This is a genomic window from Sphingobacterium sp. UBA7631 (assembly GCF_002483935.1).
Taxonomy (GTDB): Bacteria; Bacteroidota; Bacteroidia; order Sphingobacteriales; family Sphingobacteriaceae; genus Sphingobacterium; species Sphingobacterium multivorum.
The window spans coordinates 14649-31175 of record NZ_DLIX01000003.1 but is presented as its reverse complement, the minus strand read 5'-3'; the positions used below and the strand labels follow the sequence as shown (position 1 = coordinate 31175).

Annotated in this window: 10 protein-coding genes; 1 reads left to right on the top strand and 9 read right to left on the bottom strand. The window is 39.9% G+C overall.

The window, feature by feature from the left end:
• The first annotated feature begins 9 nt into the window (after nucleotides 1-9).
• Nucleotides 10-1353 (top strand): TlpA family protein disulfide reductase, encoded by a 1344-nt coding sequence (locus B3P16_RS03390; protein WP_286770556.1) that lies wholly within the window; start codon nucleotides 10-12, stop codon nucleotides 1351-1353.
• 117 nt (nucleotides 1354-1470) lie between these two features.
• On the opposite strand, the gene B3P16_RS03385 is transcribed toward B3P16_RS03390, so the two are convergent.
• From B3P16_RS03385 to B3P16_RS03345, 9 genes are all read right to left on the bottom strand, one after another.
• A complete protein-coding gene (locus B3P16_RS03385; protein WP_286841427.1) occupies nucleotides 1471-3948 on the bottom strand; it encodes a phosphocholine-specific phospholipase C in 2478 nt (825 codons plus the stop codon).
• A gap of 140 nt (nucleotides 3949-4088) precedes the next feature.
• Entirely contained in the window at nucleotides 4089-5612 is a 1524-nt protein-coding gene (locus tag B3P16_RS03380) for a SusD/RagB family nutrient-binding outer membrane lipoprotein (protein ID WP_286754720.1), read from the bottom strand.
• A gap of 23 nt (nucleotides 5613-5635) precedes the next feature.
• Complete coding sequence (locus B3P16_RS03375; RefSeq protein ID WP_286841426.1) at nucleotides 5636-8974, bottom strand: SusC/RagA family TonB-linked outer membrane protein; 3339 nt, start codon at nucleotides 8972-8974, stop codon at nucleotides 5636-5638.
• Between the two features lie 3 nt (nucleotides 8975-8977).
• Nucleotides 8978-9934: a FecR family protein gene (locus B3P16_RS03370; protein WP_112374011.1), complete on the bottom strand. Its 957-nt coding sequence runs from the start codon at nucleotides 9932-9934 to the stop codon at nucleotides 8978-8980.
• A gap of 56 nt (nucleotides 9935-9990) precedes the next feature.
• On the bottom strand, nucleotides 9991-10545 hold the full coding sequence (locus tag B3P16_RS03365) for an RNA polymerase sigma factor (RefSeq protein ID WP_112374012.1): 555 nt from the start codon (nucleotides 10543-10545) through the stop codon (nucleotides 9991-9993).
• A gap of 299 nt (nucleotides 10546-10844) precedes the next feature.
• Nucleotides 10845-12428 carry a DUF3843 family protein gene (locus B3P16_RS03360; RefSeq protein WP_286841424.1) on the bottom strand — a complete coding sequence of 528 codons (1584 nt, stop codon included), beginning with the start codon at nucleotides 12426-12428 and terminating at the stop codon, nucleotides 10845-10847.
• 271 nt (nucleotides 12429-12699) lie between these two features.
• Nucleotides 12700-13500, bottom strand: a complete 801-nt coding sequence (locus B3P16_RS03355) for a tyrosine-protein phosphatase (protein ID WP_286841422.1) — start codon at nucleotides 13498-13500, stop codon at nucleotides 12700-12702.
• A 175-nt stretch (nucleotides 13501-13675) separates the two neighbouring features.
• Nucleotides 13676-15652: a hypothetical protein gene (locus tag B3P16_RS03350; RefSeq protein ID WP_286841420.1), complete on the bottom strand. Its 1977-nt coding sequence runs from the start codon at nucleotides 15650-15652 to the stop codon at nucleotides 13676-13678.
• Nucleotides 15653-15742: 90 nt separating this feature from the next.
• Nucleotides 15743-16447, bottom strand: a complete 705-nt coding sequence (locus B3P16_RS03345; protein ID WP_286841418.1) for a hypothetical protein — start codon at nucleotides 16445-16447, stop codon at nucleotides 15743-15745.
• Nucleotides 16448-16527 lie beyond the last annotated feature (80 nt).

Genomic DNA, 16527 nt, shown 5'->3' with positions numbered 1-16527 from the left:
CACACAATCATGATCAGAAAAACCATTTTATTATTGACCACATTTATTTCAACTTTTGCAGCACTGGCGCAACAACCAAGCAATGTCACCGGTACCACAGATCCTATTAAAGTAAAACGCGTAGGCCTATTCAAAGTACTTAATGGACGGCTAAAAGAAATCGCAACAGCTATTCCGGATGCTGCTGGCCGATTTGGATTCCGTTTCACACCCGAGTACGAGGGTCTATATTCGATCGGTAGCGGAACCGCACAAAATCAACAAGGATTATTTCGCTTCTATTTCAAAGGAAATGAGGACCTAAACCTAAAATTGACCTCAAGCGATTATGAACTTACGGGCAAAAACAGCCCCGAAAACGAAGCGCTTTATACATGGGATAAACAATCAAAAAGTTTCCGCGATAAGGGAACAACGCCAGGTGGAATGAGTACTTACGTCGATTTCTTTCCTGAAGTAGAACAGTTTAAAGAAAAACTCACTGGAATAAAAAAATCCATTAACACTGGAAACGCTAACTTCGACAAGTTTTTTCCCGAAATCGTAGATTACGATTTTGCCTATTATGCGATCTCTTATTTATACATGCCTCGTACAGCGCACCCAAGCAAAGAAGAAATGAGCGATTATTATACACAATTCAATGCCGATCGCTTTCTCACAACTGAGCTACTTAAATTTCCTTATGGCGATCGCTTTATGAGTAATATGCTGTACAGGAAGTTAGACTTGGCAACGAAACCGACATTTGATCAACAGGTTGCCGCGATAGGTCCAGATGTGCTTAAAGGACAATATGTGCTACAACGTCTGGAAGGAGCACGTTCTTACAGCGACTTTCAGGAAATGAATAATACCTATAGAAAATACTTTACTTTACCTGAGCAGATTGAACGTGCAAAGATTGTTGAAGCTAAGCTTGTTGAAACAAAAACTGGTGTACCTGCATTTCAGTTTAGCTATCCGAATATCAGCGGTCAAAAAATTAGCCTTGCGGACTTAAAAGGTAAAGTTGTTTTAATCGATATGTGGGCAACCTGGTGTGGTCCATGCCGTGCAGAAGAACCTCACTGGGAAAAATTGAACGAAGAATTCATAGGAAAACAGGTCGCTTTTGTAGGCGTATCCGTAGACCAAGACAAACCAAAATGGGAAGCCTACGTCAAGGAAAAAAACTTAAAAGGTATCCAACTACATGCCGGATCAGGAAATACTTTATCCGACGCTTACAAAGTCAATACCATTCCACGTTATATCCTCATCGACAAATCTGGAAACTTAATCTCTGCAGATAGTCCAAGGCCAAGCGACCCTAAATTGAAAGCTTTGCTTGAAGAATGGAGTAAAAAATAAAAACCGAATTACAACCTACCTATGCAAAAAGATCCCAGTTGAAATAAAACTGGGATCTTCCATTATAAAGACAGCACATCTATCATCTAACGTTATTAAATAATTAACGAATTACGTTCATCCCAATTGTGGATCAGTTTTCGAATGATTGCCCGTTTCCACACGTCCTGCAAACTGGCGTACAAATTTGGTATTCTCAGCATGTACCGTAATATCATACCACCCATGGATTTTATGAGATTCCACAATCCACTTCGTAGATTTCCCGGCAGCAAGTACAATGGATTTCTTCCATGTACTATAAGCATTATCCTCCGCATGTAGACGGAATGATTTTTTACCATGATTTTGAATCTCCAAAACAAGATTACCCGTTAAGTGCCCTTTCCTCCCGATTTCATAAGTTGCACGAACAGTCAATGGTTCCTCATGTCCTTTAAATCCCCGCATAAACCCATTTGGGCCATATACGGTTAGATCGTAATGCCCATCTTTAAAGTCAGCCAGATTCCAGTCAAAGCTCAGATTCTGACCAGCAACAACTGCAAAAGGCCAAAATTTAACCCCTTCTTTATAACTTGGTCCACTATAGACATTAAAAGGGCTACTGAGCGATTTATCACCAAACACCTTATTGCCCGCTTCTAATGTTAAATGAATTCGGTTGTCTTCTTTAGCAAATGACTCTTTAGCATAGAGCTCATAGGCTAACGCGCTAGAATTTTTTTGACCTTTCTCCTGTCTCGCCAGTAAAGTGGAATGCCCCTTAGACCGTAATGCTGCGGCATCCTCTTTCGACCAAACGTGAAAATTATTGGGTAGTGGTTTCGATTTCGCCTGATCAATCGCATAGATCTGCTGATTCCGATCAAGGAAAGGCAAATCAACAGCATTCGATCCCTCAGCTTTCCGAAATATCGATGTCAAGTCACCTGTAATAGCTCGACGCCAAGAGCTTATATTTTCCTCTTTTACCTGCTTACCCAACTTTTTCTCGAAAAAATGCTCCATAAATTGAATCGTCGACGTGATATCGCAGATCTCCGAATTGACCCAACCGCCTTTTGACCAAGGCGAAGCCACAATCAAAGGGACGCGGTAACCAAGCCCCACTGGGCCTTCCGTTGCATTATCTTTTTCTTCACCATCGGCAAGCTCCTGTGCTAAACTCACATATTCACCACTATAATCTAATTCCGGAGAAGTTTTTCCAGAACGGCTGTCTGCGGGGTTAGGTGCTACAAAAGGAGGAATATGATCAAAGTAACCATCATTCTCATCATAGTTCAGAATAAAAATGGTCTTCTTCCAGATTTCCGGATTTTCTGTCAAAATATTCAATAGCTCCGATACATACCAAGCGCCATACATAGGTGCACTCGGATGATCTGAAAAGCTTTGTGGTGCTACAAGCCACGACACTGCTGGCAGTTTCCCTGACTTCACATCATGTCTAAATTGGTGGAGTACATCGCCCTTAGGAACGGTAATTTTTTCACCCTCATGTGTCACAACGCTTGTCTCCCGATAGAAGGGGTCCCCCTCATTCGTTTGAAATGCACGTTCATGCAAAGCACGCTGCTCTTCGGGAAGCTGCTGAAAAGCATGCTCCGTAAGGCGTGCCAAATGTTTTTGGTAGCTATTCAGCTGTTCCTGCTTCTGCTTGAGTTTATTCTGTGTTTTCTGGACACTCTCGGAGCTATTATTAGCTAATGCTTTCTCAAGTTCTTGAATCTCCGCTGGTAATTCCGCGACACGTTTCCGCATAAAACCAAGATGGCTTTTCTTTAATTCAATATGATATTGCGCAAACCATTCTAAATTATTGTCTGTAAAATTACCCAACAAATCCTCGCCGTCTAAGCCACTTTCTATGCTGACCTCATTTTGGTAGACTTTCCAGGAGATCCCCGCTTCTTCCAGGCGTTCAGGAAAAGTCTTCCAATGTGCCCAACGGTTAAAATAGATATCGGAATTCCGCACCAATGGCTTCGCCCCTTTATGTGGCACACAGGTTCCAGTCCAGAAGAAATGCCTATTGGTTGTTGTACCTGTGATAGACGAACAGAAGTGCTGATCGCAGATCGTAAAGGCATCAGCCAATGCATAATAAAAAGGTATATCTTCACGTGTATAATAACCCATTGTTAGCGGAATCTCTTTCAGAACCTTTCCTCCTGGCCGTTTTGCTTCGATCCAATTATCGTGTTTTCCCTCATTACGGGCTGCCATCTGGTTTTCCCAGGAATGTGGTAAATTTCCGGTCCACGCAGCATTGGAGTTTTTGATATCCAGTCGAAACGGCGAATAGGTCTTACCTGCAGCCGACGACTGCAACCATACGGGATTACCGCTAGACAATTTAATCGCCCGTGGATCATTAAATCCCCTAACCCCGCGAAGGGTTCCAAAACTATGATCAAAAGAACGATTCTCTTGCATTAATAAGACAATATGTTCGGCATCTAAAAAGGTACTTCCTGTTATAGGTTCAATCGCCAATGCACGATGTATCGCATCAGGCATGGCATTTTGTAAACCAAAAACACCCGCTAACAACGAAGCCTTCTTGATAAAATCTCTTCTGCTATCCATAAATAAATTTGTTGTCTCTCTACTAAATTCAATGGTCCACAGCGAATATATTCATTCGCTGTCGTTTTTAATGTAACGTTTTTAACAAAAATCCCCGCAAACGATTGATTTCATTTGCGGGGATTGTTTTTTCGAACGGCTTATTTCAAAAGCCACATCAATTGGTTGATTTCATCTTTCCCACCATATTGACGTGCAAGCGCTTCATCCAGATTTTGTCCGTTATAGTTATACTCACTGGCTGGATAACGCCAACGAACAGGTATTTTAGTTGGATCATCGGCATTTAAACTGGATGCTGGGTTGATTTTCCATTTTGGATAACCTGTACGACGATAATCATAGTAAGGATTGATTCGTCCTTGCAAGAAGCTAGCTAAATACTTTTGCGTCATAATTGCCTCAATCTGTCCTTCTTTAGTTGTAGGGAATTGATCTCCATAGGAAGCAATAGCACTGGCGATATAGGTCCCATCCAATGGCATATTATGTGTGTACTGGCTCGTATTTGGGGTATTGTCCGCAATGAATTTCATCGCTGCTTCAATGCCTTTTTTATACCAATTGACTGAAGACTCTGTAACCCATCCTCTTGCAGCTGCTTCAGCAACCACAAAACATAGATGCGCATAGCTATATTGTTGTGTTGGTTCGCCACTTACAAGCTCGGTATAGCGGTCATTTAATTTAGAATAATCGTTTTTCTTTTTCAAGTCCGCAATATCGCCAAACGCCAAGGATGGATCAATACCAACATACGCACTAAAATCACTTACTTGTTTGCCATTGGCAATTTGCAAAGCTGATGGGTTTGCATAGAAAAATAGCCTTCTATCTTGATATTGCTTCAAACGGTCTATAATCTCCGTAGACACAACGGGATAAATAACGAAACTATTACTGATTTTATAAAAAGGATAGGTTTGGCCACTTTTATCCGAACGTACCAACTGAAAATTATCGGCATTCGCAGTGAATATAGGCTTGTTCGTTAAAATCGATTGAAACCGTCCTTTTAAATTCAAGTCTGCATCAGCTTCCTTCTTGCTCAGTTGAATCAGTACATTTAACGCAAAACTGTTGACGAGCTTTCTCCATTTTGTTATGTCTCCGCCGTACAAGGGATCGCCCGCAAATTTTGCTCCGCTTGCAAAGAGCTGGTCTGCTTTCTCCAGCTCGTTAAGTATGCCCAAAAAGACCTCTTTTTGAGTATCATATTTTGGAAAATATGTTTTGTCTGATTCCCCTTTTAAAGCTTCTTTGTAAGGCACATCGCCTACACTCATTGTCGCCTCATAAAATTTCACAGCTCTGGCAAAATACATTAACCCATTGTAGGAATTTGCCAACACATCTGTTGCAGCATACTGTCCCATGAAGTGAGCATCATTGATTGCGTTCATTGATATACCCCCTTCACCGAATCCATTATATTGATACCCCTCAACCAATTCCGTCCATGCAATCTCCTTCGTTAACAAATAGGGCTGCATAAATGATTTTTGTGTCGGCTGATTTGCCAAATTCAGAATAATACGCGTCGCTAGCATGGAAGAATTCACTTGCACAGGAGTTTCAGGATTCGTGTTTATCTCATCAAATTTTGAACAACTCGCCAATGAGATTAAACTCCCCATGGCGATATATATACACAATTTTTTCATTTTCATCTTAATTTTACTGGTTTTTAGAAAGTTACATTTAAATTAAAACCTATGTAACGCATCGATGGTGAGTTCAAATCTTCTGAACCTACATCGGGATCGGAAAAACGATATTCCTTTGTCCAAAGAAGCAAATTCTGTCCAGTAACACCGACACTGGCACGTTTCGCTTTGAATTTAGAGGCTAATTTCTCAGGCACGCGGTAATTGAGCGATAGCTCCCGCAGTTTGATAAATGTCTCATCCCAATAATTTCGTCTACCTGAATACGCCGATTTCCAATAGGTTTCATAAGAGACCACTTTGTCATTTGGCGCAAACACACGCGTGTCTTCAGCAATCTGACCATATTTGTCATAGGTAACTCCCCCAGAAACGATCTTAACACCAGGAGCAACAAAAGTTTTGTTTCCATTAACAACCTCTTCATAGCGATAAGGATTATCCGAATCCGGGTGAGCCCCTGTCTGCCATAAACGGGCGTTCATACCTGAATAAGACATTCCTTTTATTCGCCCGTCAACACTCAAAGAAAGCGAGAAGTCTTTATAACGAAATTGATTTGTCAAACCACCGAACCATTTCGGTGCAGTATAACCGTACAACTGAGCAGCATATTTTGCAGATATCGGCATACCGGAGGCATTGTTAACGATTTGCCCATCAGGAGAGAGCTCCCAATCCTTTACGGTAATATAGTCTGTTCTAGCTCCTTTTTTAACATATAATGCGTCGGCAGAATATACAGGATCAAGCTTGTGATAGAATTCCAGATTTTGAGACATATTTAAAATAATATCCCATTGAAAGTTTTCTTTTTTGATTGCAGCAGTACCCAAAGTGATTTCATGACCTTTCGTCATTTTCTCTTCTTGTGTATTGATTAACCGCGACGTAAAGCCTGATGAGCCCGAAATGGTCGCATAAGTTGTTACATTATGTAACAGACGATAATAACGGGTATAATTACCATAGAATCGATTTTTCCATAGCCCAAAATCAAAACCAAACTCCGTCAAATCACGCTGCGTAGGTGATATGGAGTAGTCCTTGATTGAATTCGGATAAGAAGCCGTTGGCAATCCATCCCAAACATTGTTGCTAATTGAAAAGGCCTGATTTATTTCATATGGAACTGGAACCGTCTTAGTTACTGCCCAAGACCCACGGACCTTGAACATATCCAACCAAGTAGGTTTATTCGCTATTAAATCACTTACGACAACACTACTTGAAACAGAAGGATAAAAATAAGAACGTTGTTCTTTGGATAAAGCCGAAGACCAATCGTTACGACCGGTCGCTTCTACAAAAACAGCATTACGCCAGGAGATAGAAAGTCGTCCATAGGTACTGTTGACCATTTCTTTTGTTTTACTTTCAATAGTCGACACTGGGTCAATTGAGTTTCGAAGCGAGTAAAATCCTGGTATCGACAAGCCATTTACTGTCGTTGCTGTAACCGCATTGTCACGTTTATAAAAAAGAGCGCCGCCCAATAATCCGTCGAAGCCAAAATCACCAACTTTCTTTTTCGCTGTAAAGATTACGTCATTGGTTGTACTAAAACCATCCTGATTTTGCATCCAATACTTTCCTTTACTGTCAAAGCCTGAATATCCGCCCCTCGTACCATAAATGCCCATGGGATTACGTTGCTCCCGTCTTTGTCCATAATAATCATACCCTGTACGTACCATAAGTTTCCCCCAATCAGAAACCTTATAATTCAAGGTCAAGGCAGCATTCATCTTATTGACCAGCTCAGGGGTAACCTTCTCATAAGCCGTTAAATAGGGATTATCATACCATGCCTTATACATCCAATTCTGCGATTGATCTTTAATCAACCAATAATCTTTATAATCCTGTAAATTATACTCAGGCCCGGTCCACACGAGAATATTGTAAATATATCCCTGATCATTATATCCTGCGCCAAAATTACTTGTTGCTGAACGACGATTATAGGCAAGGCGTGTTTCTATATCAACTTTTTCACTAATCTTAGTCTGCCCAGCGACAGACATGTTTGTCATATTCAGCTTTTGGTTTGGATACTGCCCTTTGTTATAGATATGATTTATCGATGTTCTAATACTTCCATGTTCACCCTGGTTGGTAAAACTAACGGAGTTATTGGATATAAATCCCGGCTCAAGAAAATTCTTAAAATTGTCCTTGCCACGGGAAAGCAATTCCATCTCTTCCAGTTGTTTTGTCAGTGGATTCCATTGCTTGGCTGAACGCCCAATATCCAGCTTATCCCCCCACACATAGTCATCATTATTAAACTTTCCCCCTTCACCTGACGAGTACCCATGTTGTACTTCGGGCAAAGCTAGATAACCCGAAAAAAACATGTTATTGCTATTGACTGAGATCTCCGTTCCTTTTTCCGCAAGTCCCTTTTTTGTCGTAATCATAATGGCCCCACCAGCCCCCATACTACCGTACAATGCCGTTGCGGTTGCTCCTTTCAGCACGTTCATATCTTCGATATTATCTACTGGCACATCACGTAGGGTAAGATTTTCATAGGCAACTCCATCGATCACCAAAATAGGTGTTAGTCCCCTTACTTGGATTTGAGGTGTACTGTTAAACTCCGTACTGTTCAAAACACGGACACCCGAAATACGTCCGGTCAATGTAGTTCCTACATCAACCCCCTTTACACGTGTCAGGTCATCACCTTTAATGCTTTGCGTTGCATATCCCAGTGCTTTTTGTTCTCTCTTTATACCCAGTGCCGTTACAACAACTTCACCAAGCTCTTCGGACGATTTGCCTAACTTAATGACATCAGCATTTGAAGCAGAAACTTCACTTGTCTGATAACCAATATAGGAAATCTGAAGGATCGCATCGTCAGCGGTATTTGGCAATTTGAAAACACCATTGCCATCCGTAGTAACAGCAACAGCAGTCCCTTTCACACGTACTGTGACACCAGCGATAGGCTGACCTGTTTCCTGATCGACAACCTTACCCCTAATCTCGTTGGAAACAGCGGAAATCGGCCTATCATTCTTACTTCTAACATCATTATTGGTTCTCTTCGAGACCACATAAAGCTTCTCATCAATTTTCTTGACCTCCAGATTTCCGTCCGAAATGGTCTGAATAAATTGAACAATCTGCTCCTTTTTCAATGTACTCAAATCAGCTAAGTCATTGACTTTTTGATTTGATATCGAAGCGTCATAGCCAAATTTGACATTAAATTTTTGTTCCATTCGTGTGAGGATTTTCCCAATTCCTTCACTGGTCGAAAATTGTGATGCCATGGTATGAAGTGCAAGCGACTGAAAGAGCAAAGCACTCCCCATAAGTTTTAAATAGTAATTGGTTCTTTTCATAAATTACTTTTTATGGATAATTATTTGATTAAATGCGGTATTAAGCATCGTAAGTGATTTTTCTAGATCACTTGCTGGTAGATAACCTGTATAACTTTCCGTCCGGAAAGAGTCTATCAATTCGAGGTTACTATCCGGATAAAGGTTATTGAGATCGGCGACGATCTGGGTAAGAGGAACTTGATTAAACGATAAAAGATCACTCTTCCAATTTGTTGCACTGGTCGTATCTGCTTTGGATACATCAAATTGCTTTTGTCGCTCATCATAGGCAACTTGCTGCCCAGGTTTCACAATGGAATATTCCTTCCCGCGAGATACACATACGCGGCCATGATTTAATACCAAACGACTGTGCCCCTGCGAACAGTTTAAGTTAAAGGCTGTGCCCAGCACACGAACATCAAAGTCGCCCGAACTGGCTATCACAAAAGGTTGCTCAGGATTTTTGGCGACTTCAAAAAAGGCTTCGCCTGAAAGTTTGATCCGACGTAAACTGTCTGTATCAAAATCTGACAACAATTCAATCTGTGCTCCCTGTCGCAGAGAAACATGTGTACCATCTGGCAGTACCAGCCTCTTCACAAATTTTGTCGGATTAGAATAATGGACAGTTGCGTAGGCTGCGTTCTTATGCTGCTCCCCAAACTTAAATTGAAATAAGAAAGCAAGACCGATCAACAGTAAACAGGCAGCGGCGGAAATGACAGACCAACGTCTTTTCCAAATAGGTACTACACGCGTCGTCAATGGCGTACCTGTAATCGTAAAGAAGATATCTTCAGAAGTTGTTTTGTTCAGTTCACAATCACGATCATCTAGCGCAACAACCTCCTCTACATCTGGAAGTTCATCCCTGTCACAAGAAGTCAGTAAATCAAGAAATATGGCGTTTTCCTCGGGACTAAGTTCTCCCTTAAGGAATTTTCTATATAAAGCAGCTATTTTGGAATTCATCATCTATGCCCATCTTTAAATACATATACGTACCTCGATGACCAGAAGACGATGCGGCTCTAAAAAATATTTAAAAAAATCAATAGGGCTATTGAAATCTCAAAATGATCAATAATATATTGCCGAACAAACTTGTTGCCTTTAACCAATTGATCACGGACGGTATTAACGGAAATCCCAAGCCTATCTGCAATTTCCTGATTATCCAAAAACTCTTCTTTACTCAAAAGAAAAATCTCGAGTCGCGCTTTCGGGAGTTTTGAAATGGCCTCACGATAAACGCGCTCCAAATCTTTAAACCGAATAGCTTCCTCATTCGAATTGTCTACCAATTTGGTCTGATCGATGTCTGTAGCCTGAAATTGGAATCTGACCTTTTGTTTTCGCAATTCGTCGAAAACAAGATTTCGGGCAATCGTATAGAGGTAAGACTGCGGATTTTTATTCCCATCTAATTCTGCCCATTTTTTCCAAATTCGGGAGAATGTTTCCTGGACTAAATCTGCGGCAGCTGGTTCTTCTTTCAGATGTAAATAAGCATATTTATACACTTTGTCCTTATACAACAAAAAGAAAGTTTTGAAATCCAAGGCATTATTATTTTCAATAGGCATTCTTCATCACATATAATTGATCCTACAAGTTTAGTGAGAATTTTTTAAAATATGCCCATAAATGCGTGGGATATGCGACATGTAGACCCAGATTCACAAGTGATAACAATTTAATTATAATCAATTTATATTAAATTAACACCAATTTCATGAGATATTCGATCAACAAAATAATGTCTAAAGGACCACACCATCTTATACAGCAAAGGATAGCCTGACTTAGATGCATAAAAAAGTTCCATTGCAGGTAGGCAATGGAACTTTTATGTATTCCTGTATTTCTACAGTCGATACACGAGTTATTTTAATAATGGAAATGGTCCCAAGAAGTAAGTTCCTCGTTTATAGAAACGGAGAAAGAAATCAAGGACCTCGTCGTTCACCGGAAAGAAGAACTGTTTGTCCACTTCCGCCTTGAATAGATTAACATAGTACTTCGGCAACTCACTTGGGAAAAAATCTTCGACCAAAAGATTCAAAAAGTAGCGTGCATAAGGCACCTCAATTTCACCATCTTTCTCCGCGAAGTCGTTATTCTTTAATGGGAAAAATTCCGCTATACCGCCAAAAACTTCTAAACCCGTTTTCGGATTAAAGAACACGGTGACTTTAGCATCTTCCGTAAGGTCCAAATTTGATTCTGGAAGTGGAGACTCTTCTTTACTCGGGTATTTTTGCTGATATTTCTTAAAGAAATCCGTTGCAAATTCCTTCACTTCCTTTCCTTCCATAAACGCCACTGCAGCCTTATGCTCCGACTGGAACAATTTACCCATATCTTTCAGCTGCTTTTCCGTTTTCTTCAAGCTCTTATCCTTACCATTTAAGGCTTCAATGCGATAGGTCATCTCATATTGCTCAGGTAAATCAAAATTCACTTCATCGGCATTCACAACAGTCATAATTCCCGAAAGGTTCCAGGCATCTTTCCAAGGCACAATTTCCATATAGAAAGATAGGGGTTCTGTTGGTTCAACAAATTGCTGTATAGAGTCCTTAAAGATTTTAAATGCAGTTTTTGTTCCGATATGTTTTACATGTACATAAAGCTCATCCGTTTTAACGAATTCGAAAAAGCTATTAATGCGATTACCTAATGTCTTGACAATATCATATAGCGCATGTTCTTTGCCAACCACCTCAGCTACAAACTCAGATGCCTTCAACGCAAACACATGTAGTCTATAATTATTGAAATGGTTGTCTCGAACCCGATAGATCATCTGTTGCAACTGATTTTGATCGTGCTGATATCGCCCTATTTCCGCAACTTGCATCAAATGATTAAGATTGGTGTTATATTCACCCGCTGTCAGGTAATTTGTAGCGACAAGCTTTTCAATAAAATTACGGACTTCAAAATAGTTCGCTCCTTCGTCCAAAACATATTCTAGTTTTAACTTTTCATTTTCAGGAGCAACTTCATAATGTTCTTCCAAGATCGAATAGGCCAAATCTGTAACCAATTGGATCAAACGACCACGGGGATCAATAAATAAATGTGGATTGCGTTCACTGAAAAACAACCAGGTCAATACAGCAATATCTTCACTATTAATATCCTCAGCATAATAATCCGTTAGGTCATTATCCATATGAAAAGGTAAAAGTTGATTGTATAGTTCTGTATGGATCGTTCTAAAAGCAGCAAAAATGCCTGTTTTCGCAATAACGTCTTCTAAGTAACACGTTAGATAGATACTCAATGTCTTTAAAGCATCGGTATGGATGAGATCATTTGTCTCTTGCTCCTCAAACCATAGTGTAGATAAACTATCATTGATTTCATTTGCAACGCGTAAGTAATAACTATCTATTTCGTTTGTTTTTTGATAAGTATGGTGTGCTATCCAGTCTTGAATAAAAATTCTGTTTCCTCTCATATGAAAAATGCTAAAACCAAAAGTAGCCAAATTTTCGAAATATCCATACCGGCAAAACACAAACGCGGACGAAAATAATCTACAGGAGTTAAAGCAACCACAAACTGCAAATAACACCTAGGAATCTCTTGTACAATTTAAAATATGTCCTTACTGTAAAGGAGACTAACTGGACTAAAAGCAGGCGGTATCTGCTACAAGAATAAAAATTGTCACAAAAAAAAGAGATACCTCAAAGGGTATCTCTTTCTCTAATTAATATATTTTGATGCTAGCCAGTAGCAATCACATTCTTACTATTTCCCAAATGATCTTGCAATGTCGGATTCAATATGCTACATGTTTTGAGCAAATCACGTACAGGATATTTAGCCACCACATCTTCCAAAGCAGCCAAATGACGTTCATGGTGTACATCTGACCCAACAAAATCATACATTCCAGATTTAATCATTGTCAAAGCTGCCGATTTTACCTCAACACCATAATATCGACTAATCGACAACAAGTTCAGCTGCAACATACAACCCGCATCCTTGATCTGCTTATACATGTTAAAGTTGTAATGATAGTAATTATAACGTTCTGGGTGCGCCAAGATAGGTTGATAACCAAGATTTTGTATATCCAATATCGTTTGAAATAGCGCTTTGGATTCTTGTAAATAGGACATCTCAATAAGCACATAACCACCGGGCATAACACAGAGTTCATTTGATCCGATGAGATTCACAATGCCGTCATCTATCATATGCTCAGCCGCTGCATGAATTTCTGGGATATTTGGTGTACCTTTTAGACCAGTTAATAGCTTGTCCTTAGCAGCTTCAATTGTACGAATTGAATTTGGATGCACGCCATCCATAATATGCGGTGTACAGATAAATTTCTCGAAGCCCATATGCCCAAGCCCTTTCAGCAATGTCAATGATTGTTCGATAGATTGACTTCCATCATCTATTCCAGGAAGGATATGGTTATGCATGTCCACCTCCAAGAAGGCTAATTTACCGACAACCTTTACTTTTGAATCCTGAGTTTTGTTTCCAAACAGTTTTGAAAATATCCCCATATTGTGATGTATAAATCGTTTAGTTTGTCTATTTATGCAGTGAATTAAATGTCAAAAGTACCATAAACAAGTTAAACGACCTTAATATTATTTTAACATTATAAAAATATAACCATAATATTACAAAAGAAACCAAAACAATAGTGCAACAAAATTGTTTTTGAATCCTCTTTAGTTACTTTTTATTTAATTCCGCCATAATTTGATCCAGTAAGTAACTGATCGCACCGTCGCTCGTCTGCGGCAGTCGTGTGGACATTTCAACCTCAGCACGGTTGCCTACTACACCCTTGGAAGTGATCGCTGTACTGCCATACTGATTGAGCTGCGCCACCGTTGCTTCCCATTGTCTTCCCGGTGTTACGCCCATTTCCTTTAACATAGCCGGTAGCTTTTGCAGATCAATGGCTGCAGACATCTTATTTTGCTTCATTAGTTTTGCAAAATCTTTATTTACGGGAGCATTCATCTTATTCTGACGGATATCATTTAAAGACAAGGAATCATTACTGACCAGGACCAGATCTTCTTTCAAAAGAACATACATTGGAAAATCTTTGGCTTTATGTTTTGAAAACGCATAAATACCATCATGCACCTGTCCAACTTGCTTTGAAACTGCCATTTCTAAACCTTTTTTTATCAGACGTTGATCCTTTGATGTGAACATCCAAATAAACACCGGAAGTGTTTCTTCCTTCGTCTTTTTCACTTCGGTTGCATTGTAATCATCGTCATAGGTGTAATCGATATAGTCTTTTTTGAACTTACGGAGACCGTTAACAACCACGAGGTGGTCTCCTTGCATTACCTGGGCAATGGCTTTTTCATCGAGCGCTATTTCAAGAGCCATCAGTCCCCATTCGACAAGGTCCTGTTGAGGCCCCAATAAACCGCTATAATATTTTGCCATATAGGCAGGCATCTCCCTCAAATAAGCCTCCGAATTAATATTCACATTAAAAAAACCTAGTGTTTTATCCGTTAAATATTTACTGAACTTCGAATTAGGCTTTCGCGCATACATTCTTTTGGTCATCTCAGCAAGGTCCTTATCTAAACCTACAGATCCCTTTAATTTCAGCACATTGCCCTCTTGCACTAAATCCAATACCCCGTCTTGATAACCCGTTTTGAACTTATCCAGTTTGATTCCCATATAATAATAAGGAAGAGAGGTGGTGTAAGGCATAAGACCACGGTACAGATCCTCTACACGAGGAACATACAATCGAATGAGCCCGAGATTCTTTAAAACCTTCTGCTGATCTGCAATTGACAAAGACTTATGACTCCCTGAAACCAAACGGGTAACCTCGTTCAATAACCATTTATCACGTAAGCCGTTACGAATCGAATCGTTTTTCCGATTTTGATCTTCATAGGCCGTATAAAGCGAATCGTAGTAACTTGGATCATGCATTTCTGCCGCGTCAGCCGCTGCATCCGCAGCCGCAGCAATATCAACAACTGGAGGTAATACTTCCGTCGCACCTAATACGACAGTATCTGGTTCCACAGCAACAGCAACCGGCGGCGCCAATCTTTCATCTGCATCCCAGACTACGGCAGCAGAGTCCATTGCGGCTACAGTCGTATCTGCCCAAGCATCTTCGTCATCAGCTGGACGCGCGACGTAGTCTACCTTTTTGATTCCATAACGACTAGCAATTGAATCATTGTCCAAAAAGGTGGTATTTGTCGTCGCCGAAACAAATCGAGCGATCCGATCGTTGTATACCAACATACTCCCCGCCTTGAGGCCTATGCTCGTATAGCCATTTGCAAATGTCTTGGGTTCACCCGCCTCATGAAGCAGTTTCTCAAATTGCCCCTTGTTATTCAGGGAAAATATAAATTCCGTAAAACTGATACTATCGGTTTTCCTGGTATAAAAATAGGCTGTCTGGGACAGGTCTACCCCCAAATTTTTAATATCATTGTTCGCTGAAATTCCCGATTTCTCAAAAAAACCAGTCTTTTGGAGTAACTCGTTCAGTTTATTGGCATTTGCTTTCTGCACAATGTCTTTCATATGGAAAGCTGCAATCATTTCTGCATCCTCGGGGATTTGTTTGATCAAGTCCTGCGCCTTTACAGTTGTCCCAAAAGACAAACAGGCTAATCCTAGCAGTATAAATTTTGATTTCATCGTATAAATAATTTTTCAGCTACACCGAACCTGCTCTATAGAAGCGCTTTCAGCAACTAAATGAAGTCCCGGTTTCACCAATGTTATAGGTTATTTTGTTAATGTGATTTTATTTGCCAAGCTCGATTTACCATAGACCAAATCCATAAATGGTAGTTTTAGCAAAACCCCTTTCTTATTTCCGGCAACCTTTGCAAGACTGTTTGCCTGAGATACAACCGGTTTTTCAAAACGTACAATCTGCGTATAGAATGCGTCCGCAAACTGAGTTGTATTATCGTTTCCCAGTTGATTAAATTTTGCTTTCCAGTCAGCAGAAGCCACAAATTTGCGTTCAAATACATGGCTTTGTGCGTTATAATAATAGCGGTTTGAATTCGATATCTTCGTTTTAAACCGATTTGCCAATATATCCGAAAAGGCGTTCAAGGATTCTATCTGGCTGAAATCACAGGAGATATTAACGATATAATTGGTAAAATCTGTGCTGTACTGTACATTAGAAATTCCTTTAGTTTGTTTTAGTAACTGAACAGCAGATCGAATCTCTTTCTCCATGTCCGCTTGAGAAGGTATACGGATGCCTTTAATACTTTTCATTTTCATTAAAGAAGATACCTTGGTTTTACTTTTACTCAAATTTAATGTGGCGGCAATATGTCCGGAACCGTCTGATTTTAAGTCGATCTGCTCAACAAAATCAAAGCAGCTCGATGCCGTCAATACCATGACAACAGCACAGATAATCACATAAAATCTATTCAATTTTCCTTTTACTTTAAATACTTCTTCCATTACAACCTCGTAACGATTAATAATTTGTCAAATCAATATATGTTTTGACATGAACAGCAAACATTGTGCTATTTTTTTCC